At 46.9% G+C, this 22,853-nt stretch carries 23 protein-coding genes; 11 read left to right on the top strand and 12 right to left on the bottom strand.

The genetic code is table 11. From position 1 onward, the window contains the following. Positions 1-79 precede the first annotated feature (79 nt). Complete coding sequence (locus HB364_RS06195) at positions 80-679, top strand: ribonuclease HII (RefSeq protein ID WP_317170682.1); 600 nt, start codon at positions 80-82, stop codon at positions 677-679. Positions 680-683: 4 nt separating this feature from the next. Here HB364_RS06195 and HB364_RS06190 read toward each other — a convergent pair whose 3' ends face one another. Beyond that, positions 684-1,295 carry a GNAT family N-acetyltransferase gene (locus tag HB364_RS06190; RefSeq protein WP_167286997.1) on the bottom strand — a complete coding sequence of 204 codons (612 nt, stop codon included), beginning with the start codon at positions 1,293-1,295 and terminating at the stop codon, positions 684-686. 35 nt (positions 1,296-1,330) lie between these two features. Then, positions 1,331-1,942: an L-threonylcarbamoyladenylate synthase gene (locus HB364_RS06185; RefSeq protein ID WP_167286996.1), complete on the bottom strand. Its 612-nt coding sequence runs from the start codon at positions 1,940-1,942 to the stop codon at positions 1,331-1,333. Between the two features lie 162 nt (positions 1,943-2,104). Between HB364_RS06185 and HB364_RS06180 the strand changes: the two genes are divergently transcribed. Further along, positions 2,105-3,007 carry a cupin-like domain-containing protein gene (locus HB364_RS06180; RefSeq protein ID WP_167286995.1) on the top strand — a complete coding sequence of 301 codons (903 nt, stop codon included), beginning with the start codon at positions 2,105-2,107 and terminating at the stop codon, positions 3,005-3,007. Positions 3,008-3,695: 688 nt separating this feature from the next. Here HB364_RS06180 and HB364_RS06175 read toward each other — a convergent pair. Next, a complete protein-coding gene (locus HB364_RS06175; protein ID WP_167286994.1) occupies positions 3,696-4,727 on the bottom strand; it encodes a 2-oxoacid:ferredoxin oxidoreductase subunit beta in 1,032 nt (343 codons plus the stop codon). A gap of 115 nt (positions 4,728-4,842) precedes the next feature. Between HB364_RS06175 and HB364_RS06170 the strand changes: the two genes are divergently transcribed. Continuing rightward, the gene (locus tag HB364_RS06170; RefSeq protein ID WP_167286993.1) at positions 4,843-6,993 is read left to right on the top strand and encodes a S9 family peptidase; all 2,151 of its coding nucleotides are present in this window, start codon (positions 4,843-4,845) and stop codon (positions 6,991-6,993) included. A gap of 11 nt (positions 6,994-7,004) precedes the next feature. Here the strand turns inward: HB364_RS06170 and HB364_RS06165 are convergent, their stop codons facing one another. From HB364_RS06165 to HB364_RS06155, 3 genes are all read right to left on the bottom strand, one after another. Beyond that, positions 7,005-8,273, bottom strand: a complete 1,269-nt coding sequence (locus HB364_RS06165) for a M23 family metallopeptidase (protein ID WP_246228337.1) — start codon at positions 8,271-8,273, stop codon at positions 7,005-7,007. Between the two features lie 193 nt (positions 8,274-8,466). Further along, positions 8,467-8,838: a YccF domain-containing protein gene (locus tag HB364_RS06160; RefSeq protein ID WP_167286992.1), complete on the bottom strand. Its 372-nt coding sequence runs from the start codon at positions 8,836-8,838 to the stop codon at positions 8,467-8,469. Positions 8,839-8,923: 85 nt separating this feature from the next. Next, on the bottom strand, positions 8,924-9,223 hold the full coding sequence (locus tag HB364_RS06155; protein ID WP_167286991.1) for an RNA recognition motif domain-containing protein: 300 nt from the start codon (positions 9,221-9,223) through the stop codon (positions 8,924-8,926). Positions 9,224-9,496: 273 nt separating this feature from the next. Here HB364_RS06155 and HB364_RS06150 point away from each other — a divergent pair, with 273 nt between their 5' ends. The 4 genes from HB364_RS06150 (at position 9,497) to pgl (ending at position 13,816) form a co-directional block, all read left to right on the top strand. Then, positions 9,497-9,907, top strand: coding sequence for a c-type cytochrome (locus HB364_RS06150; protein WP_167286990.1), 411 nt, complete (start codon positions 9,497-9,499; stop codon positions 9,905-9,907). Between the two features lie 163 nt (positions 9,908-10,070). Beyond that, the gene (gene gndA / locus HB364_RS06145) at positions 10,071-11,486 is read left to right on the top strand and encodes an NADP-dependent phosphogluconate dehydrogenase (RefSeq protein WP_167286989.1); all 1,416 of its coding nucleotides are present in this window, start codon (positions 10,071-10,073) and stop codon (positions 11,484-11,486) included. Positions 11,487-11,506: 20 nt separating this feature from the next. Further along, positions 11,507-13,048 carry a glucose-6-phosphate dehydrogenase gene (gene zwf, locus HB364_RS06140; RefSeq protein WP_167286988.1) on the top strand — a complete coding sequence of 514 codons (1,542 nt, stop codon included), beginning with the start codon at positions 11,507-11,509 and terminating at the stop codon, positions 13,046-13,048. Positions 13,049-13,090: 42 nt separating this feature from the next. Further along, positions 13,091-13,816, top strand: a complete 726-nt coding sequence (gene pgl, locus HB364_RS06135; RefSeq protein WP_167286987.1) for a 6-phosphogluconolactonase — start codon at positions 13,091-13,093, stop codon at positions 13,814-13,816. Between the two features lie 60 nt (positions 13,817-13,876). Here pgl and HB364_RS06130 read toward each other — a convergent pair whose 3' ends face one another. From HB364_RS06130 to HB364_RS06115, 4 genes are read right to left on the bottom strand one after another with little or no spacing between them, the layout of a single operon-like run. Further along, entirely contained in the window at positions 13,877-14,287 is a 411-nt protein-coding gene (locus tag HB364_RS06130; RefSeq protein WP_167286986.1) for a DUF2251 domain-containing protein, read from the bottom strand. Continuing rightward, complete coding sequence (locus HB364_RS06125; protein ID WP_167286985.1) at positions 14,284-14,694, bottom strand: Dabb family protein; 411 nt, start codon at positions 14,692-14,694, stop codon at positions 14,284-14,286. Before HB364_RS06125 ends, HB364_RS06130 begins: the two co-directional genes overlap by 4 nt. Before the next feature lies 1 nt (position 14,695). Beyond that, entirely contained in the window at positions 14,696-16,489 is a 1,794-nt protein-coding gene (locus tag HB364_RS06120) for an acyl-CoA dehydrogenase family protein (protein ID WP_167286984.1), read from the bottom strand. 45 nt (positions 16,490-16,534) lie between these two features. Then, positions 16,535-16,975, bottom strand: coding sequence for a MarR family winged helix-turn-helix transcriptional regulator (locus HB364_RS06115; protein WP_167286983.1), 441 nt, complete (start codon positions 16,973-16,975; stop codon positions 16,535-16,537). 215 nt (positions 16,976-17,190) lie between these two features. Between HB364_RS06115 and HB364_RS06110 the strand changes: the two genes are divergently transcribed. The 4 genes from HB364_RS06110 (at position 17,191) to HB364_RS06095 (ending at position 21,618) form a co-directional block, all read left to right on the top strand. Further along, positions 17,191-18,441, top strand: coding sequence for a T9SS type A sorting domain-containing protein (locus HB364_RS06110; protein ID WP_167286982.1), 1,251 nt, complete (start codon positions 17,191-17,193; stop codon positions 18,439-18,441). A gap of 65 nt (positions 18,442-18,506) precedes the next feature. Then, positions 18,507-19,319: an alpha/beta fold hydrolase gene (locus HB364_RS06105; protein ID WP_167286981.1), complete on the top strand. Its 813-nt coding sequence runs from the start codon at positions 18,507-18,509 to the stop codon at positions 19,317-19,319. Positions 19,320-19,342: 23 nt separating this feature from the next. Continuing rightward, positions 19,343-20,491: a glycosyltransferase gene (locus tag HB364_RS06100; protein WP_167286980.1), complete on the top strand. Its 1,149-nt coding sequence runs from the start codon at positions 19,343-19,345 to the stop codon at positions 20,489-20,491. Between the two features lie 29 nt (positions 20,492-20,520). After that, complete coding sequence (locus HB364_RS06095) at positions 20,521-21,618, top strand: ABC transporter permease (protein WP_167286979.1); 1,098 nt, start codon at positions 20,521-20,523, stop codon at positions 21,616-21,618. 72 nt (positions 21,619-21,690) lie between these two features. Here the strand turns inward: HB364_RS06095 and HB364_RS06090 are convergent, their stop codons facing one another. Next, positions 21,691-22,101 (bottom strand): hypothetical protein, encoded by a 411-nt coding sequence (locus HB364_RS06090; RefSeq protein ID WP_167286978.1) that lies wholly within the window; start codon positions 22,099-22,101, stop codon positions 21,691-21,693. A 91-nt stretch (positions 22,102-22,192) separates the two neighbouring features. Then, entirely contained in the window at positions 22,193-22,660 is a 468-nt protein-coding gene (locus HB364_RS06085) for an Lrp/AsnC ligand binding domain-containing protein (protein WP_167286977.1), read from the bottom strand. Positions 22,661-22,853: the final 193 nt, after the last annotated feature.

Genomic DNA, 22,853 nt, shown 5'->3' with positions numbered 1-22,853 from the left:
CTGTGGAATGTGGGTAAAATGAGGCTTTATGATTAGCTGGGAATATATTCCTCCTGTATTTTTGGTCCAAAGTTTATCCGTGCTGAAATCTTTCCACCAGAATAAATTGATAGAAGCTGGCTGCGATGAAGCCGGCCGGGGTTGCCTGGCAGGTCCGGTATTCGCGGCTGCCGTTATCCTGCCGAAAGATTTCTATCATCCCCTGCTGAATGACTCCAAACAGGTTACAGAAGAACACCGGTATGAACTAAGGCCTGTGATAGAAAAGGAAGCGATGAGCTATGCAGTAGGTATCGTGGACCATGAAGTGATTGATGCCATTAATATTCTGAAAGCCTCCTTCAAGGCCATGCACCTGGCCATTGACCAGTTGACCACCAAGCCACAGTTGCTGCTGATTGATGGTAATCGCTTTACCACGTATGCAGGCATCCCGCATGAATGCATTATTCAGGGTGACGGTATTTATGCTTCCATAGCCGCCGCCAGTATATTGGCCAAGACCTACCGGGATGATTATATGAAGCAACTGCACCAGCAGTTTCCCCAATATAAATGGGATTCCAATAAGGGTTATGCCACCCTGCAGCACCGCACCGCTATAGAAGAGCATGGTCTGAGCCCCTACCACCGCAAGTCGTTCCAATGCCTGCCTTCCCAGCTTGAACTGGACCTGTAAGGTATTATATCATTTCCGGGAAGAAGCTGGCCCTCCTTTCCTCCCATTCATTTTTGATGATGCTGAAGTAGATAGTATCGCGGCGGCGGTTGGAATGCATTTGCATGTGGCTACGCAATACGCCTTCGGGTATCATCCCCACTTTCAGCAGGGCCGCTTTGGCGCGTTCATTGAGGTTATCGGTCTTGATCTCAACGCGCTCCATTTTCATAACGCCAAATGCATAGCTCAGCAAAGCAAACTTGGCCTGTTTGTTCACCCCCATACCAATGAAGGATTGACCCAGCCAACTGGAGCCTATTTCAAGACGTTTATCGTAGAAGGAAATATTGAGGTAACTGGTACTGCCGCATATTTCGCTTGTATCCTTATCAATGATGACGAAAGGCATACGCTTTCCATCTTCCCGCTCTTTCAGCAGTTCTGCTATCCAGGCGCGCATTTCCTGCGGATCACTCAGCTCTTTGGTAAAGTATTTCCAGATGTCTTTGGATTGTGCCAATGGCAGCAGGATATCATAATCCTCAGGCTGCAGCAGGCGGAGCCGCACACGGGGTGTTTCAAGTTCAAAAGAAGCAGGGAAATAACGTTGGTATTCACTTAATGAAGCGTTCATAATCAGGCTTATTCGGCCAGCGAATATACAGCCAATTATCCGGCCACCCATTCACCGGCGCCCTGTCTGATGATAACAGGCTCCTCACCGGTACAGTCAATGACGGTGGAAGGCACCATACCGCCAATACCGCCATCCACTACTATATCCACTTGTTTTTCAAAGTTGGCATACATCAATTCCGGGTCGGTATATTCTTCCACCATGTCACCGGGCAGGGTGGTACTTAAGATCGGATGCCCCAATTCCTTCACAATAGCCCGGGCAATGTTGTTATCAGGCACCCGGATACCGATGGTGTCCTTTTTGCTTTTCAGGATCTTAGGCACTTCTTTACTGGCAGGCAGGATGAAGGTATAAGGTCCCGGCAGGTAACTTTTCAGCATCCGGTAGAGGGGTGTGGAAATGCTTTTGGTGTATTGGCTGAGGTCACTAAGGTCATAGCAAATAAACGACAGTTGTGCTTTTTGAGGATTTACCTGCTTGATGCGGCAGATACGCTCGATGGCCTTCTGCTGGTAAATATCACAGCCCAGACCATAAATAGTATCAGTGGGATAGATAATAATCCCACCTTTGGACAAAGCGGATACAATGGTTTGAATGTTACGGGGCTGTGGATTATCAGGGTGAAGGTGTAGCAGCATGCCATAAATTTAGCGGTAAATGTTATAAAACTGCAAAAACTGGTCCCGGATGGTAAAAAAAAGCCACTATTAAAATTCCACAGTTGTCACATTATCAATATATTCGGGGAGGCGGAAAACCATAAATGGATTTAATATTAAATTTGCGCAAAATTTTTTTCCATGCGTTTACAACCTGTTGAGCGAGTAGAAAATATAAGCGGAGAGGAGTTTCAGCAGCATTATTACAAACCCATGAAGCCGGTGGTGATCAATAACCTGGCAAAGAACTGGCCGGCTTATTCCAGATGGAACTGGAATTACTTTAAAGATAAGGTGGGCGATAAACGCGTGGGCCTGTACAATAACGTAAAAAGCGATGCCTATACGCCTATCAATACGGCGGATGACTATAAAACCTTTGGCGAGTATATTGACATGATCAGCCAGGGGCCGGCCGGCTGGCGCATTTTCCTGTTCAATATTTTTGACCATGCGCCAGACCTTACCCAGGATTTTACCTGGCCCGAGCACCTGATGAAAGGCTTTGTAAAGAAGTATCCCATGCTGTTTACGGGAGGGGCTACGAGCATTACCCACATGCACTTCGACATCGATATGTCGCATATTTTACACACCCAGTTTGCAGGACGGAAGAAAGTGCTGTTATTTCCTTTTGAAGAACAGTACAAGTTATACCGCAAGCCTTTTGAAGTGTTGAGCCTGGCCGACTTTTCACATTATTACGAAAATGGCAATCCGGATTACCACCAATTCCCGGCCTTAAAGCTGGCCGAGGGCTATGAGGTGATACTGGATCATGGTGATACTTTGTTTATGCCCGCCGGTTACTGGCATCACATGGAGTACCTGGACAGTGGCTTTGCCATGAGTTTAAGGGCATTACAGTCTTCTTTTAGCGGCAAGTTACAGGGAGCCTGGAACCTGTTTGGTATGCGCAGCATTGATACCCTTATGAAGAAAACGGCGCCCAAATGGTGGTATGGTTATAAGAAGGAAAAGATATTCAAAGCAGCAGGGAAAGAACTGACCCTGCATGAAGTGGCCGACCAGGTTGCCCGATAAAACGCTTTTTAAGCGCCAGTGAGCTTTAACATAGCGTCAATAAATTGGTTTTAAAGTACAATTGATCTTTCTTAATAAATGGGTTTAAATACCCTGCTCATTAAAAATTCTTGAAGAAAATATTGATTTTTAAGAAAACAGTCTTTACTTTTACCCTGCTTATGTGCTGAAACACTATTCACACCTGTAAAGCACCTGAAATCTCCAATCTCCTCATTCCAACCATCCAATTTCCAGTACTATCGAAAAGAAAGCACAAATGTGATCTGTACAATATTGTGTTATTGTGTGTTTGCTACCCTTGTGAATGTTTTATTACCTCTGTTACGTTGTTTACGACCCTGTGAGTTTTGGCAATTCAATTATTGCTGTTAACGCCAAAACTAACTGCTTCTACTTCACCGTATAAGCAGAACACCTAAGTGAAGTGCTAAAAGTGCTCGTCTGAACAAGAAGAATATTTGCTTCCGGCATATTACCTGTTATGCCGAGCTGCTTTTAAGATTCCTTCACCACGTTAGACATAATCCAATTCAAGACCAGTAGGTATCCTTAAACTGATTTATATATACAAAATATATAGTTACCTTCTTTCTTTTTGTGGTTTCAGAGGTAAGCACAGGCCGGCGATTTCCATCGCTGGCTTTTTTGTTTTCAGTATTGTTTTGCCGGGAAGGTAAAGAAACGATCAGGCTATTGTCCAGGTCTCATGACCGCGTAAGAGTTTGTCAAGGTCTCCCTTGCCTTTTGATTGGATCACTTCCTGTATTTGCAGGTCCATTACGTCTTCATAGCAAGGGCGGTCAGTTTCATAAAAAACGCCAAACGGGCGGGGCAGGTGGCCTTCCACCCGGGGATCATCAAACATGCGAATGAGGATCTGGGCTTTATAAAAATCCCGGTCATCATGGACCCACAGGTCATCAGCACTGGCACCTTCACCCAGTTCCACCACTACCGGCCTGAAACCATCCAGTTTGATGCCCTTATTCTTCTGTGCACCAAAAATGAGCGGCTTACCCTGCTCCAGGAACAGGGTGTTATCGGGCTTGGTAGCTTTCTCTGTAAAGGCTTCAAAAGCACCATCATTGAAAATATTGCAGTTCTGGTAGATCTCCAGGAAGGAAGCCCCTTTGTGTTGATGGCTGCGGATGAGTGCTTCCTGCAGGTGTTTGGGATCGCGGTCCATGGTACGTGCAATAAAAGTAGCATCTGCCCCCATGGCCAATGCGAGGGGGTTGAACGGATGGTCTATACTGCCATAAGGAGTTGACTTGGTTATTTTCTGTTCTTCTGAAGTAGGAGAATATTGCCCTTTGGTAAGGCCATAGATCTGGTTATTGAACAGCATGATATTGACATCGAAGTTGCGGCGCAGCAGGTGGATGGTATGATTGCCGCCAATGCTGAGCCCGTCGCCATCACCGGTAACGATCCATACGCTCAGTTCCGGGCGGGCAGCTTTGAGTCCGCTGGCAACCGCTGTAGCCCGTCCATGGATAGAGTGCATCCCATACGTGTTCATGTAATAAGGGAACCGGCTGCTGCAGCCGATGCCGGATATAATCACAATGTTCTCTTTGGGAATGCCCAGTCCCGGCATGATCTTCTGCACCTGTGCCAGGATGGAATAATCACCACAGCCGGGACACCAACGAACTTCCTGGTCGGTGGCAAAATCCTTAGCTGTTAATACCGGAGCTGTTACTGGTTCACTCATACTATAAAATTACAAAAAAAGCGGTGAGTGGTGAGTTTTGAAACCCTGGCAAAATGCCCGATTTTCAACATTCAGAGATGATGAATTCGTACATTCATTGCTCCAAAATGTACACATGATGAAAATAGCCTTTACCGTTATCCTTATGCTGTTCATCCTGCTTACCCATGCCCGGCAAGGTAAAGAACCCGTGAAGGTGACTGATTTGTTAAAAATCAAGTCACTGGGTGGCGTTACCCTTACCCGCGATGGCAGCAAAGCCGCTTTTAGTATTACCAGCATTGAACCCGACGGCGATAGCAAAACGGATTATAAATACACGAATCAGCTCTGGATAACGCCTACCGATGGCTCTGCTGTCCCCAGGCAACTGACCACCAAAGAAAATGCCTCCCAGGCCGCCTGGAGCCCGGACGGCAAACAACTGGCTTTCGTACGCGCCGCCGATGGTAAGTCCCAACTATTTATCCTGTCACTGGATGGCGGCGAAGCGGTTCAACTGACGAAATTCAAGTATGGCGCCTCCTCACCTGCCTGGAGCCCCGATGGAAAGCAACTCTTATTTGCTGCCAGTGTGCCTTTTAAAGACCTGTTGAATGATACAGCACTGAATCCCGGTAAACAGGCGCCCAAATGGCCGGCCGAGAAGCCCGGCTTTGATAAGAATGAGCAATTACAGGCTTCTGCTGCCAAAGCTGATCCTGATGGCTCTCTCGAAGAAGTAAGGGCTTATCTCGACAACAATGCTGCCGACCGTAAAGCAAGGGTTTTCAATAAACTCAATTTCCTTGACGAGACAAATATCTCATCCGACATGAGCTTTACCCATTATTATGTGGTGAACGCTGTTCCCGGCGCTACGCCCGTACCCATTACGAAAGGGTTTTACCGCTTTAACAACGCATCCTTTACGCCTGACGGCAAACAGGTTCTACTGGCCGGTGATGTTGACTCCCTGCAACACCCCGACCGCTCACTGGAAAGCCAGCTCTTTATGGTGAACACCAACGGGACCAATTTCCGTATGCTGTTGGGTGAAGAAGGCAAGGTCTACTCCGGTCCCCGCATTTCTCCTTCCGGTAAATGGCTGGCCTTCCAATATGGCAGTACTTCTTTTGTAAGTGTGGCCACACTGGCCATCATGCCGGTGAATGGCACTGCCAAAGACGTTATTGATATTCCTTTTGACCGCAGCAAAGGAGCCCTCACCTGGAGCACTGATGAGAAATACGTGTATTTCACCGCACCCAGCAATGGAGGCTCGCCTCTGTACCGGGCCGATGTTAAAACCAAAAAGGTGGAGCAGTTGACAGATTACAACAGCGGCATCAGCAGCTTTGATATAGAGAACAATAAGCTGGTATTTGTAAAAACAGAGGCAGCCAATCCTTTTGCATTATACCTCGCAGATGCCACTGCCCAACAGGCTAAAAAGATCGGCCATTTTAATGACTGGGTGAACACCAAAAAGCTCTCTTTCCCCGAAAAGAAAACCTTTACAAACAGCAAGGGCATGGTAGTAGAGTACTGGATGATGAAGCCTGCGAATTATGAGCCCGGCAAAAAATACCCGGTGGTATTGGAGATCCATGGCGGTCCTTCTGCCATGTGGGGCCCGGGCGAATCCAGCATGTGGCATGAGTTTCAATACTTCTGTAGCAAGGGATATGGTGTGGTATACTGTAATCCGCGCGGCAGTGGTGGTTACGGCCTCGACTTCCTGCGCGGCAATATTAATGACTGGGGAGCAGGCCCTGCGAGTGACGTGCTTACTTCCCTGGACAAGGCAGTGGCGGAAGGATGGGCCGATACCTCGAAACTCGTTGTCACCGGCGGATCGTATGCGGGCTACCTCGTAGCCTGGATCATCTCCCATGATAAGCGCTTTAAAGCCGCCTGCTCACAACGCGGCGTGTATGACCTGGCTACTTTCTTTGGCGAAGGAAATGCCTGGCGGCTGGTGCCCAATTATTTTGGCGGATACCCCTGGCAGCCTGAAACCAAGGCCATCCTGGAAAGAGAATCACCGATCAATTATGTCCAAAACATTACTACCCCTTATATTATTTTCCATGGCGATAATGACCGGCGCACGGGCTTTGTACAAAGCGAAATGCTGTACCATAGCCTGAAAGCCCTGGGCAGACCGGTGGAATATGTGCGCCATCCCAATGCCACACATGAGATTACCCGCAGTGGCGATAACCGGCAGCGCATAGACCAGTTGCTGCGCACCTGGGAGTATTTTGAGCGGTGGATTAAATAGCTAACACCGGCTTACCGGATCTCCTCTATTTTAATGGTTTCCAGTTGCTGGCGCTGGGCCTGTTTGTATTGATCGAATACAGGCAAGGCCGACTGGGAGATGGGTTCGGCAGAAGGGAATTTCTGCCGCAGGGGATCTACCTGTTTGTTGTTCTTCCAGAAGCGGTAACATACATGGGGACCAGTGGCCAGGCCTGTACTGCCTACATAACCGATCACCTGCCCCTGCCGCACATGCTGTCCCCTTTTGACGGCCCTCCTGCTCATGTGCAGGTATTGGGTGGTATAGGTATTGTTGTGCCGGATCTTCACATAATTGCCATTGAAGCGGGAGAACTGTGATTCGATAACTACGCCATTGCCGGTAGCAATGATGGGGGTACCGGTATGGGCGGCATAATCAGTGCCCAGGTGTGCCTTCCAGCGCTTTTGTACCGGATGAAAGCGGCGCATGGTAAAGCGGGACGTAATATGACTGAATTTCAGCGGCGCCTTCAGGAAGAAGCGGCGGAGGGTCTTACCCTGCTCATCATAATATTCGCCGGGCTGTGTACTATCTGACTGAAAGTAAAAAGCATAAAAAGGTTCGTTGTCGTGGGAGAAAACGGCCGAACGAATAGTTCCCAGCTCTACTGGTTCATCTTTGATGTATTGTTGCTCATAGACTACTTTGAACCAATCGCCTTCATGAATAGAATAGAAATCTATAGACCAGGCGTAAATATCGGCCAGCTTCATGGCGAGGCCGGGATCGGCGCCGGCCTTTTTGAAGGTTTCATACAAAGAGCCTTCAATCTTGCCTGATGCGGTGAGTGTGCGGGTAGTAACGGCCCTTTTGCCGGTATAAATGCTGATGGAATCCCGCAGGTCATACACCACATAGTCAATAGCATTGGGTTGGTATACAAAATAAAGCGCCTTTTGGAGCGTGTCTTTGGTACAAAACACCGTGTATTGATTGCCCGCCCTTATATTGCGGATATCAAAAACCCCTTTTGATTTCACCGCCAGCAGGGCGATGGTGGGCTCATTTACCTGGTACAGTTCCAGTATATTGGCCAGGAACTCATTGCGCTCAATGGTTTTTTCTATAACGGTAAAGGAATCAACTGGTAAGCCAAACTTTCGTTGGGAAACGGGAGGAGGTGTGACGGCCGCTTTGGACAGAGAATCTGACGGCGTGTTGCCAGCGGGTGTTGGGGAATTCTGGCAACCTGTGAATACCACGGCCAGCATACCTATAAAAATAAAAAAACTCCAAAAAAGACGAGGTCTTTGCATCGGGTTGATTGTTCGCGGTTAAATAATGGCTGATTTCTGCTACTTTCAGTCGCCCTGCCGCGTCCGTATGCTTAAACTGCTTTAACAATCAACGAAGACAATAGCGAGGCTTTCTATGGGCAATAACGCAAGGTTAGGTTTTTTCTTATGTTTGACAAAAACCCTAAAGATTAAAATGTTGTGAAAGATGAGGTCACCCGATCACATTCCGGCTGAAAGGCATGAAAGAAAGCTCCATTAGTTTAAGGTGCTGACGGGCAAAGGGAATGCCGATGATGGTGATAAAAAGCAGGAGCGCAAACACCAGGTGAATGAAGGCGGTATACAAGCCTCCGCAAAGCAGCCAGATGATGTTACAGAAGAGGGAAAGGCAGCCGGTACCGCCCGGCTTGGGGACGATCTGTTTACCAAATGGCCATAGTACTACGCCGGCCAGTTTAAAGCATTGCAGCCCCCAGGGGATACCCACAACAGTGATGCAAAGCACAAAACCACCAATAACGTAACCGAGGGCAGCACAAAGACCGCCCAAAATAAGCCAGATGAGATTGCCTATCAGATTCATAGGCCTGAAATTACATAAAACCTGTAAGCATAAAAAAAGCCCTCCTTTTAGGGGAGGGCTCCAATTTATTGTACAGTCGCACCGATTAGTAACGGTTGTTGCTACGGGAGAAAGAACGACGGTCATTTCCACCACTGCGCTCTTCACGGGGACGAGCTTCAGTTACTTTGATAGCACGGCCTTCTACAATACCACCATCCAGCTCAGCAATTGCCTTGCGGGCAGCTTCATCATCAGGCATTTCTACAAAACCAAATCCACGGCTTTTGTTGGTGAATTTGTCGGTAATTACTTTCGCAGAAGATACTTCGCCGTAATCAGCAAAAAAATCCTGCAGGTCTTCATCGGTAACGTTGAAACTTAAATTTGAAACATAAATGTTCATAACAAAAAACTGATTAAAATTTATAATGATCTGAGAAAAAAGCAGCGTAAAGAAAGACTAACTAACTATTAGCAGAGCATGCGTAGCAGACTATATCGTTCACTTACTAAATGCTAAACCTCAAATTGACGGCGCAAAGATACGGCGTTTTAAGTTCAAAAAATCGGTTCTATAATAATCCTTTGTTAAGACAAGTCATCTTTTAATCTGTCGTCAAATGTCAGAGAATTGTAAATTTTTTCTATATTCATCCATTAAAAAATCTCCATTACTATGCTGTTTAACAAGAAGATGACTGTACTGTTTATGTTAGTGGCGCTCGTATTGGCAGGTATTGCTGCCAGCAAACCGCCCAAATCAACCCACAAGAACCTGAAGGTGTTGCCCAAAAACATCAGTCATGATGACCTGGACAAGATCATGGATGAATGGAAAGCGGCCTTGGGTGTACGCTGCAATTTTTGTCACGCCCCCCGCAAAGACGATCCCAGGAAAATGGATTTCGCCAGTGATGATAAGCCGGAAAAAGAGATAGCCCGGGATATGGTGCGGATGACAACCAAACTGAACAAAAAATATTTTCACTATAAACAAAGTGACAGCAGTTCTGTTGCACCTGTATCCTGTATGACCTGCCACCATGGCAAGGAGCATCCTGAAAATGGTGCGCCCGCCAAAAAATAACTTATTCAACGAATTGATAACAAAAGCCTGTTTTGTCTTATACAGACAGGCTTTTGTTGTTAATTAAGCAAAAACATGCACGTTAACATATAAAATAGCCAACAGTTCTTTTTTTTGTTACCGCCCCCACTACCTAATTTTGTTCCTCATTTATAATTATCACATGGCGGCACAACAGTTCGACTTCGGCATGATCGGCCTGGGAGTAATGGGCAGGAACCTGTTACTGAATATGGCGGATCACGGATTCAAGGTCATCGGATTTGATAAAGACAACCAGAAAACAACTGCTTTTGAGGCGGCAGCCACTCCGGGCACCACGGTAAAAGGTGTGGTAACACTGGAAGAAATGGTTAGCCAGTTATCTTCCCCACGACGCATTATGATGCTGGTACCTGCCGGCAAACCCGTAGATGATGTTATTGAAAGCCTGCTGCCCCTGGTACAGAAAGGCGATATTATTATTGATGGCGGTAACTCACACTATACAGATACTTTACGCCGCGTTACTTATTGCCAGGGAAAAGGCATCCATTTTATGGGTGTGGGTGTTTCCGGTGGTGAACAGGGCGCCCGCACAGGCCCCAGCATTATGCCCGGAGGCGACCAGGAAGCGTATCCGCATGTACAACCCATGCTGGAAGCCATATCGGCCAAAGTGAATGGCGAGCCCTGCGTGGCCCATTTGGGCAAAGGCGCTGCCGGCCATTATGTGAAGATGGTGCACAATGGTATTGAATATGCCATTATGCAACTGATCAGTGAGTGCTATGACCTGCTTCACCGTGGCGCGGGCCTGAGCAATGATGAGCTGCACAAGGTATTTGATACCTGGAATAAAGGCGACCTGCAATCATTCCTCGTAGAGATCACGGCTGATATTTTCCTGCAACCCGACGATAAAACCTCCCAACGACTGATTGATGTAATTCTTGATAAAGCAGGCGCCAAAGGGACCGGTAAATGGACTTCCCAGGATGCCATGGAAATTGGCGTACCTATTCCAACCATCGACATGTCGGTTACGATGCGCAACATTTCTTCTATTAAAGAAGAAAGGGTAAAAGCAGCAGCCCTGTATAAAACACAGGCCGGCAAGATCAGTACCCCCAAAGAAGCCTTTATTCAGCAGGTACATGATGCCTTATTCTTTGGTGTATTAATCAGTTATGCACAGGGACTTGCCCTGTTGCACAAAGCCTCCACCGAACTGGATATGCAGATCCCCATGCCGAAAGTGGTAAGTGTATGGCGCGGCGGATGTATTATCCGTTCCTCCCTGCTCGACTTGTTTACAAAGATCTATACACAAAACCCACAGCTCGAAAATTTGTTATTAGATGAGCAGATCGCCAAACTGCTGCAGGGAAAAGAACAAAACCTGCGCACAGTAGCGGCCACTGCCATACAAAACAATTATGCAGCCGCCAACCTGTTAACGGCATTGAGCTATTTTGATGCTTACCGCAGCAGCCAGTTGCCCATTAACCTTGTTCAGGCGCAACGTGATTATTTCGGCGCGCACACTTATCAACGCATTGACCAGCCAGGAACATTTCACACAATCTGGAATAAATAGTCCGGCGCAAACTAACATATATGCAAAATCACAAACGTCCACCAGCATCCCTGTTGTTCATTTTTGGTGGCAGCGGCGACCTGAATCACCGCAAATTATCCCCCGCCTTATACAACCTGTTTATTGATAACTGGATGCCCGATAAATTCAGCATCGTGGGTATTGGCAGAAGACCCTACACGAATGAAGACTATCGTAAACATTTGCTGGATGGCATTCAGCAGTTTTCCCGCCGCAAGGGTGAGCAGAATGGCAAGTGGACCACCTTTTCACAAAATGTATCTTACCTGCAAATGGACGCCTCCAATGAAGCGGATTACCAGAAGATTGCAGAGATCGTAAAAGAAAAGGAAAAGGAATTTGGCGAGCATCCCAATGTTATTTTCTATATGGCCGTTGCCCCGCAACTGGTGCCGGACATTGCCAGCAAGCTGGGCCCGCTCAATATATGTTCCGATACGAAGTGTACACGCATTGTAGTAGAGAAACCTTTTGGCCATGACCTTAAGAGCGCGCATGAGCTGAACCAGTTATTGAGTTCTATGTTCGATGAAAAACAGATCTACCGGATAGACCACTATCTCGGAAAAGAAACTGTACAGAACATATTGGCCCTGCGCTTTGCCAATGCCCTGTTTGAACCCATCTGGAACAGGAATTATATTGAGCATGTACAGATCACGGCAGCAGAAACCGTAGGCGTGGAAGGCCGTGGCGACTATTATGAAAGCTCCGGCGCACTGCGCGATATGGTGCAGAACCATATCCTGCAACTAATGTGTATGATTGCCATGGAAGCGCCTGTTTCTTTTGAAGCAGATGAGATCCGTAATAAGAAAGTAGATGTGCTGAATGCCATTCGCCGCATCACGAATGAAGATGTACATGCCCACGCTGTACGCGGACAGTATTCTGAAGGCTGGATGAAAGGCAAGAATGTACCGGGCTACCGCCAGGAAAAGAATGTGGCGCCCGGCTCTCCGGTAGATACTTTTGCAGCCGTTAAGTTCTATATTGACAACTGGCGCTGGCAGGATGTGCCTTTTTATGTGCGCACCGGCAAACGCATGCACCAGAAGTCAACCATTATCACCATACAATTCCGTCCGGCCCCTTACTATGCATTCCCCCCGGAAGCGGCAGAAACATGGCGCCCCAACAGACTTACGATCAGTATTCAACCGGAAATGGACATCCGCCTGCGCTTCCAGGCCAAGCGCCCGGGCCAGTCTATGACCCTGAATCCGGTGGATATGATCTTCAGCTATAAAGATGCGTATGATGAGGAAGAACCGGAAGCATACGAAACGCTGTTGCTGGACGTCATGGAAGGCAATGCTACTTTATTCATGCGTTCCGACCAGGTAGAAGCTGCCTGGAAGATCATCATGCCGATCCTTGAAACCTGGGAAGCCAGGCCGCCGGTAGATTTCCCCAACTATGCACCGGATAACTGGGGCCCTGAAGATGCAGAAGCATTGATTGCCCGCGATGGCCATAACTGGGTTAATCTGCCGATACAAAAGCAGGTAAATACGAAGTCGGAGGTTGGAACGAAGTAACCGGAAAAGTGATTATTTATTATTGATTATTCATTATTACCCATGCAGCTTCATCTTCATCAAGAACCTACGGCGTTAAGCCATGCGCTGGCAGAGTGGATCACCAGCCATATTGAAACCACCTTACAAACGCAGGACCGTTTTACCTGGGTGCTGACAGGAGGTAATTCTCCTAAATTACTATATGAACTGCTGGCTGCCACCCCTTACCGGGAAAGGATCGACTGGAGTAAACTGCATATTTTCTGGGGCGATGAGCGGGCTGTGCCATTTACAGATAGCCGTAATAATGCCCGGATGACCTTTGAGCAATTACTGAACCATGTACCCGTGGTAAAAGAGCAGGTGCATATCATGAAAACAGACGGTATAACGCCGGAAGCATCAGCCGCCGATTACGAACAGATACTGTATCAGTATTTTCCCGCCGAAGGCGCTACGTTCGACCTGGTACTGAATGGCATGGGTGATGATGGCCATACACTATCGCTCTTTCCTCATACCCCCGTTATTCACGAAACAAAGGCATGGGTAACAGCTTATTACCTGGCGCCTCAGGAGATGTACCGTATTACACTCACAGCACCTGTGGTGAACCGCGCCCGTAAGGTGGCCTTTCTTACATTTGGCAGTAATAAAGCACATGCCCTACAACAGGTGCTGAAAGGAGAACGCAATGTAGATCAGTATCCCTCGCAGATCATACAACCTGCCTCCGGTGAATTGCATTGGTTTGTAGATGAAGCCGCAACAGCGGGTTTGAAATAACTAATATATAAGACCTGACAGGTTTCTTTTTTCGTAACAAACGAAACCTGTCAGGTCTTCTTATTTAAAGATATCAGCGATCAGTGCATTCGTTAGCTTCCTGTCGCCTTTTGTCCAGATAGTATTGGGCGGCGGAAACTCATTAAGGTTGTACCCTCCCTGGTTTTCAAAATCAAAGACAGCATGGCAATGTGCATTAATGACCAGCGCACACTTGAGCCAATCCCTCGACCAGATTATTTTAAGGGCCCAGGGCTTTTCTGTTCCTGTCACTTCTTCCACATTATAAATATGCAAGGCATCCAGGATACGTTGGCCACCGGTGTCGGGCGCCAGTTCAAGCGCATAGAAGTATCCTGTATCCCCATCATCTTCAAAAACAACCGCAAAGTTGTTTTCGCTGGATGGACTTTCCACAAAGGTTTCTTCGCCCGGTGTGAAAGACTTTTCAATTAATAGGTAGCCCCTCATTTGGCATCTACTGAGTCATACACTACAACTTTATTCCACAAAGAAGAACACTCTTCTATAAACTTCAGGTGGATAGGATCGGTCTGGTAGCTCGCCTGATCGGCATCATTGTCGAACATCAGGCACCAGGAAACGGCATAGCTTCTGTCAATCACTTCCCGGTTGGTATCGGCCGGCTGACCGATGTGGAACCATTTGATGGTTTTTACAGTAGCCAATTTTTTCAGCCCTGCTACCAGCTTCGCCTTGTCTTCTTTACTATCGGGATTCTTTAACCAGAAATATACGTGGTGGATGAACTTATTTTCGGCCATGTCGGAAGTATTATTTTCCGCTAATGTAAACAATCCTCCGGCAACAGCAGCCTTACCAGTACTGGCAATAAATTCACGACGGGTAGTGCTCATATTACAATGAATATTTATTATCGCTAATGAGTTTTGCGGCAATCCTGCGACGGGCTTCTTTGGCATTGAACACATCCACCTTGGTAAAGCGTTTTATGCCCAGCAACATCATGCGTTGTTCATCACCTTCTGCAAAGGCATTGATGGCATCCTTGCCGTATTTATTGATCTTGTCCGCTGCATCATACAGGTAAGTGCGCATGATATCCAGTTCAAACTGGCAGGCAGCTTCTCCTTTACGTTCCACCAGCTTAATGGCCCTCAGCAAAGCACTTTCTGCATTGAAGGTTTCAATGGCCATATCAGCAATATTCATGAGTACTTCCTGTTCACTCTCCAGCTTCATCATCAGCTTTTGTACGGCGGCGCCTGCTGTCATAAGGATGGCCTTTTTAAAATTGGCAATCGCCTTCTTCTCTTTGGCAAAGGCTTCTTCTTCCCCGCTGCTAAAATCGGGAATGCTCATGAGCTCTTTCTGCACTGCCATCGCAGGGCCCATCAGGTCCAGGCGCCCCTTCATGGCACGTTTCAGCACCATATCCACGGTAAGCAGGCGGTTGATCTCGTTGGTGCCTTCATAGATGCGGTTGATGCGGCTGTCGCGGTACCCCTTTGAGATAATATACTCATCGCTGAATCCATTACCGCCATGCACCTGTACGCCTTCATCTACCACAAAGTCCAGCATCTCACTACCAAATACTTTCAGCATGGCGCACTCAATAGCATATTCTTCCGCAGCGCCCAGCAAGGACTCATTGAAGGGTTTGCCGGCACCAAGCAATTCCTGTTCTTTATCATCAATCCATTTGGAGGTACGATATAAAGCACTTTCCGCCACCCACATCTTAATAGCCATTTCGGCCAGCTTGTGCTTAATAGCGCCAAAGTTGGCAATAGGCGTTTTAAACTGCTCACGTGTGTTGGCATATTGAATAGAAGTAGTAGCAGCCCTTTTGGCGCCGCCCAATGCAGCAGCACAGAGCTTTAAACGGCCAATGTTGAGGATGTTAAAAGCGATAATGTGTCCTTTGCCGATCTCACCCAATACATTTTCAACAGGCACTTTACAGTCCTGGAAATACAACTGAACAGTAGAGGAACCTTTAATACCCATTTTGTGTTCTTCCTGTCCTTGTGTAAACCCTTCAAAGCTTCTTTCCACGATAAAGCCGGTAAACTTATCACCGTCAACCTTGGCAAATACAGTGTAGACATCGGCAAAGCCACCATTGGTGATCCAGCATTTCTGCCCGTTCAGCAGGTAATATTTGCCATCAGCGCTCAATTTGGCCGTAGTTTTGGCCCCCAGCGCGTCACTGCCACTATCCGGTTCCGTAAGGCCATAAGCGCCTTTCCACTCACCGGTGGCCAGCTTGGGAATATATTTTTGCTTCTGGGCTTCTGTACCAAAGTATAGGATCGGTAGGGTGCCGATACCGGTATGAGCAGCCACGGCAACAGAGAAAGAGAAACCACCTCCCAAACCCTCATTTACCAGGGTAGAGGTGATAAAATCCTTACCCAGACCGCCATAGGCTTCCGGGATTGAAGCGCCCAGTAAACCCTGCTCCCCTGCTTTGGCCACCAGCGAAGGCATCAGCCCTGGCTCCAGTTTATCAATGCGGTCAATGATGGGCAATATCTCCGCATCCAGAAAAGACACACACATGTCTTTTACCATCTGCTGCTCCTCATTAAAATCCTCGGGGATAAAGGTATCAAAAGCGGAACTTTCTTTGATCAGCCATTCGCCGCCCTTCAGGCTGGTGTTCTGTTGTGTTGCGCTGCTCATAAAAACGTTTTAATAGATGAATAGTCAATCGTTGTTAATGGATGGCTATTTTAAATTGTCATACACGATCTGTAACACTTCCTTACACACTTCAATCCGCTCCGGCGGCACGCCCTGCAAGGCTTCATTCAATGTTTCTTCTGCCAGTTCCATGCTTTGTTCCTGCAGCTTTTGCGCCTGCTTGGTAAGGAAGATCAGGTTCATACGGCGGTCTGCATCGGATGATACCCTTTTTACCAGTTGTAATTTTTCCAGGTTATCTACCAGCCGGGTTATGCTGGGCTTGTCGCGGAAAGTAGCATTGCATAATTCCTGCTGACTAATGCCATCCTGTTTCCACAGGTGATACAATACACTCCATTGCTCAATGGTCACATTCAGGCCGGCTGTATTAAACTTTTTCTGCAGCCGCCTCGCGATGGCTGTGGAGGCCTTACCTGTAATAAAGCTATAGAGTTCTCCTTTCCTGAATTGGTTGTTTGACATATAGTTGTTTATACAACTATCCAAACTTACGGAATTTCCCCATCTCCGGCAAGTTATTTAACAAATAAATCCTAGTGCTGGTTATTTAACATTCAAACCAATTGCATTAGCTTCGTTTTCCCACCCTCTTTGTTGATCGTACCCGTTTTGTACCGCTAATCCTACCTGTTTGTACCACTATGTGCATTTATACTGTCTGACCTAAACCGGTCTACATGAAACATCTTTATCTTTTTTTGCTGTGCGGCTGTAGCTGTACCATGAGTTTCTCACAAAATATGCGAATGGTAGCGATCGGCTCTTCCACTGCCGGGGGCACGGGCAGTTTTCCATTGGACAGTTCCTGGGTAGGCCGCTTCAGGCATTATTATGTAACGCAGCAAGGTATAGCCAGTGTGGTACATAACCTCGGCGTGGGCGGATACACCTGCTATCAGGGAATGCCTACCAGCTATTCGCCACCCTCAGGCAGCCCGGGACCTCAACCCGGCTACAATGTCACCATGGCCGTAAGCCTGCTGGCCGGCATGGCCATACCAGAGAACGGCGTTGTGATTGTCAACTATCCTACCAATGGTTACAATACATTTACTATTGCAGAGATCATGACCTGCCTGCAAACCATCTATGACTCGGCCACCAGGCTTGGCAACAAATGCTATATTGCCACTACCCAACCACGTGGCGATGCGGCCTTTAATACTTCGGCCGTTAAACGGAAGCTGGCCGATATTAAAGACTCTATCATTAACCGTTTTGGAGTTAGCAATACCATCAATTTTTATGACGGCATGTACAACCCGGCAGACAGTACGATCCTACCCGCTTATAAGTCGGCTGTTGATGATATTCACTTTAACAATACCGGCCACCGTATCTTATTTGAAAGGGTACAAGCCAAAAATGTATTTGGCATTGCCCTGCCCATTAAGCTACATCAATTCACAGCAGCTTTACAGGATAAAAAGGTAATGATAAAATGGACGGCGACACATGATGACCCGGATGGAGCATTTACGATACAGCGCAGTCATAACGGGCAAGGCTTTGAATCGCTGCAACAAATACCCGTCCAAAAACAGGCAGGTAATCATTCCTATACGTTTACAGACGAGACGCCGCTGCCGGGCACCAGTTATTACCGGCTTGCTATCCGGGAGCGGGAGCGCATGTATTACTCAAAAATGGCCACTGTCAAAAACACATTACCGGTATTGACAATAAAGAAACTGTACCCTGTCCCCGCCGGTAAAACACTTCAACTGGAGATGATGGCAGCAAGGACGCAGCCGGTTGCTATTGAGCTCATCAACAATACAGGAATTGTGTTGCAACGGCTCAAACGCACTATACCCAATGGAACGGGCATTGTAATGATACCTGTTACTCACCTGATAGCAGGCGCTTATTTTATACGTATAAGCGGCCAGGATGGCCAATCCCTTATACGACCATTCAGCAAATAACAACAGCATACTGCTTCCTGCTTACTGATAATAATGTTGTAGTTTTATCGCAGTCTGTATTATACATGCAAACTGCTTTTATTACTTACCAGTCTTCCCGGATTACTTACAGCTATGGCGGCAGCGGAGAAAAGCTGCTGCTGTGCCTGCATGGCTATGGTGAATCGGAAAAGAGTTTTCACTTCCTGGAAAAACATTTACCGCCTGGCTACCGGCTGCTGGCCATTGACCTTCCCTTTCATGGCGATACACAATGGAATGAAGGGCTCCATTTTTCAACGGATGACCTGCTGGCTATTATTAACAGTATTTGCGGGCAACATGGATATAATGGCCGGCTATCTATTGCCGGATTTAGCATGGGTGGAAGAGCAGCACTGGCCCTGCTGGAAAAGATACCGGCACAAACCGACAAAGTGATCTTAATGGCGCCCGACGGATTAAAGGTTAACTTTTGGTACCGTTTGGCCACCCGTACTATGATCGGTAACCGCCTGTTCCGTTTTACCATGCATCACCCACAATGGTTTATGGGTTTATTAAAGGCCGGTAATGCAATAGGGCTTATCAACCAGAGCATTTACAAGTTCACCCGTTATTATATTCATGACAAACAGGTACGGGAGGAATTGTACAACCGGTGGACCTGCATGCGTGCTGTGAGCCCTGAACTACCCATTATTAAAAAAGCTGTTACACAATACGGCATTCCCATACGTTTGCTCTATGGCCGGTACGACCGCATTATCCGCCATGAGCGGGGAGAAAAATTCCGCCATGGTATTGAATCTTTCTGTACGTTGCGGATAATTCCAACCGGTCACCAGGTGTTACAGGAAAAAAATGCAGCGGTGATCATTGAATTATTACAATCTTAACCCATTGATTCAATTTCCTGTACATGCCAGTATTCCTTTTCATATTCTTTTTACTGATGGTGGCTTATGCCATCCTGATTAATTTTTATCACCGGGCCTGGAACCAATTGCCCATTTTCCGGTTGCCCGGTACCCAACCCCGCACATTGATCTCCGTGATCATTGCTGCCCGCAATGAAGAAAGCAACCTGCCTGCCCTGTTACAGTCGCTGAATAACCAGCGCTATCCCAAATCACTATATGAAGTAATTATTGTAGATGATCATTCTACTGACAATTCCCTGTCTGTATTGCGTAACATAACTTCCCCGGAGCTGTCATTAAACGTGCTGAACCTGTCGGATTATATTGACAGCAGGGACCCAATTCGTTCTTACAAGAAAAAAGCTATTGAGGTGGGCATCCGCAACGCAAAGGGTAGCCTGATCGTTACAACCGATGCGGACTGCCAATTCGGAGAACAGTGGCTGGATAGTATTGCTGCCTTGTATGAATCAACGCAAGCCAAATTCATCGCAGCGCCTGTAAAAATAACGGGCCGCTCTTCCCTGCTGGATATTTTTCAGTCATTGGATTTTATCACTTTACAAGGCATCACCGGGGCGGCAGTATCCAAACGTTTTTATTCCATGTGCAATGGCGCTAACCTCGCCTATGAGAAAAAGGCATTTGAGGAAGTCAACGGCTTCGACAGCATTGACAATATCCCTTCCGGCGATGATATGCTGCTGATGCATAAGATCTATAAAAAATATCCCAACCAGGTATTTTACCTCAAAGCCAAAGAAGCCATTGTATCTACTGCGCCGGCAGCCACCTGGAAAGCTTTTTTTCATCAACGGATCCGTTGGGCCAGTAAAGCCGATAGCTATGATGACAAGCGCATTTTCTGGACGCTGCTACTGGTGTACCTGATCAATGTTTGTTTCCTGGTGGCCGCCATAGCAGCCTGCTGGCAGAACATCTGGCTCTTCTTTTGCCTGCTGTTGTTACTGGCCAAACTGCTCATTGAGTTTCCCTTTGTGCATGCCGTCACTATTTTCTTCGATCAAACTGCGCTGATGAAGTATTTTCCTTTTTTGCAGCCCCTTCATATTCTATATACTATTATAGCAGGATGGCTGGGCAAATTCGGAAAGTATGAATGGAAAGGAAGGATCATTAAAAAGTAAACGTACATTACCAATACTATATTTCACCAATGGCCACTGCCGCAACACGTTCTACCTGGCGACGATTAAAACGCAATAAAGGCGCTTTATTTGGTATCGTGATCATTATGCTCGCCTTACTGGTAGCATTGCTGGCGCATGTACTGGCTCCTGACGGAACACCCAATGCCAACAGGATGATCGTGGAAATCGGCGGGCAGAAGCCTGGGTTTAAGCAACAGTTTTTGTTACTGCCCAAAGACCGTGTTATAGAAAAAGTGTCTTTTTTCACACGCCTGATGAATGGCCGTGAGGACCAATACCAATATATTCCTATTAGCAGTTATACAACTACCCGGGACAGCCTGATCATTCAGCAGTTTATTGATGAAGGTATTACTGAGCGGGTGGCCTATCCGTTGCAGGCAACACGTTGGGAAGAAGGAGGCGCTAAGGGCGATTACAGGATTGTCAAGGAAACCTTTTACCTCGGCACCGACAAATATGGCCGCGATATCCTCAGCAGGCTATTGGTGGGGGTGCGCGTAAGTCTGAGCGTGGGTCTGATCACCGTATTAATATCCCTGAGCATTGGTGTATTACTGGGTTCACTGGCTGGTTATTTCAGGGGATGGGTGGATGATGCCATTATGTGGTTCATCAATGTTATCTGGAGCATCCCTACTTTATTACTGGTGTTTGCCATTACCCTGATGCTGGGCAAAGGATTCTGGCAGGTATTCATCGCTATTGGCCTCACGATGTGGGTCAATGTAGCGCGTATCATACGCGGGCAGGTATTGAGCGTGCGGGAAATGGAATATGTAGAGGCAGCGCGTGCACTGGGCTTTTCGCATCCGCGTATTATTGTACGCCATGTGCTGCCCAATGTGATGGGACCGGTCATGGTGGTGGCAGCTTCTAATTTTGCATCAGCCATTGTAATAGAAGCAGGGTTAAGTTTTTTGGGAGTAGGCGTTCAACCTCCGCAGCCAAGCTGGGGCTTAATGATCAAAGAGAACTATAACTTCATTATAACCCATAACCCGATGCTGGCGCTGGCGCCGGGGTTTGCCATTATGTTACTGGTACTGGCCTTTAATATGCTGGGCAATGGATTAAGGGATGCCTTGCAGGTAAAGGCATAAAAGCAACAACCAGTTACCGGTAGCCAGTAACTGGTTGAAACATGTATAGCGGACTGATTAATTACTTACAATCTATTTCCTGGAATAACGATAGCTGCCGGTCCATTTATTGGAGGCGCAGCTCTTGGACGTTATGGTGATCTTTACCACACTGAGGGTAGTTGAAGGGGTATTGGTAATGGTGAAATTACTAATAGCCGTTTTTACATCCGGCAGGGTTTGTGTAAAGAAAGGTGAACCACCGGCATCCGGGCTTGCGGTTACTTCAATGGTAACGCCTGCTGTGGGCAAACCGGCAGTGATATTTACCTGTAAAGGGAAATTAGGGCCGGGCGCGGCGGGTTCAGTAGTATTAATAGCGGGTGTGGTATTCACCTGCATAGCGGCTTCGGAACAACCGCCTCCACCACCTCCTCCTTTACCACAGGAAGAAAAAGTGGCCAGGGTTAATAATGTAAGGCTTAATAATACGATCTTTTTCATGTGCATTAGTTATTGATTGGAACCTGCGCTAAAGCTAATATTAAATCGCCTCATTTGAAAGATGAATTTTATTGTACAGGGGGGAAATTTATCAGGCCAGCACCTGTACATTGCGGTTAAAGCTTTCTTCCAGGGAAATAAAGGTTTCCGTACGTTCTATACCTTTGATTTTCTGTAGTTCATCGTGTAATACAAAACGCAATTGATTAATATCACGGCAGATGATCTCGGCAAACATGCTATAATTGCCAGTGGTATAGTTGAGGCGGGTGATCTCAGGTATTTTTTGCAGTTCTTTGGCTACGGAATCATAAAGTGAGCTCTTTTCGAGGTATATCCCAATAAAGGCAATGACATCATACCCCATCTGCTTGAGGTCAACGTTTAATTTTGTACCTTTCACTACTCCGGCTTCCTGTAGCTTTTTGATACGCACATGAATGGTGCCCCCGGATACAAACAGCTTCTTACCCAGGTCTGCATAAGATATCTCGGCATTATCCATCATCTCATGGATGATCTGCAGGTCGAGTTTATCAAGATTCAATTTAGCTCCCATTTTAGCAATCGTTTTTTGTAAAAAATCAAACAATTGTGCAAATATTTGTAGAATATCGAAACTTTCAAAATTTTTGTTGAATAATTCTCAATGAACAGGCATATTTCTTTAATATTGCACTGTAATCGTTCTTTAAATACAGACCTATACTGTGGAGTGATGGAACTTTGGCAGACATGCCCCCTTGTCTCGG

Origin of the sequence: Paraflavitalea devenefica, from assembly GCF_011759375.1 — a bacterium.
Classification (GTDB): domain Bacteria; phylum Bacteroidota; class Bacteroidia; order Chitinophagales; family Chitinophagaceae; genus Paraflavitalea; species Paraflavitalea devenefica.
Note: the sequence above shows the minus strand (reverse complement) of the source record. Positions and strands in the feature narration are given on the sequence as shown.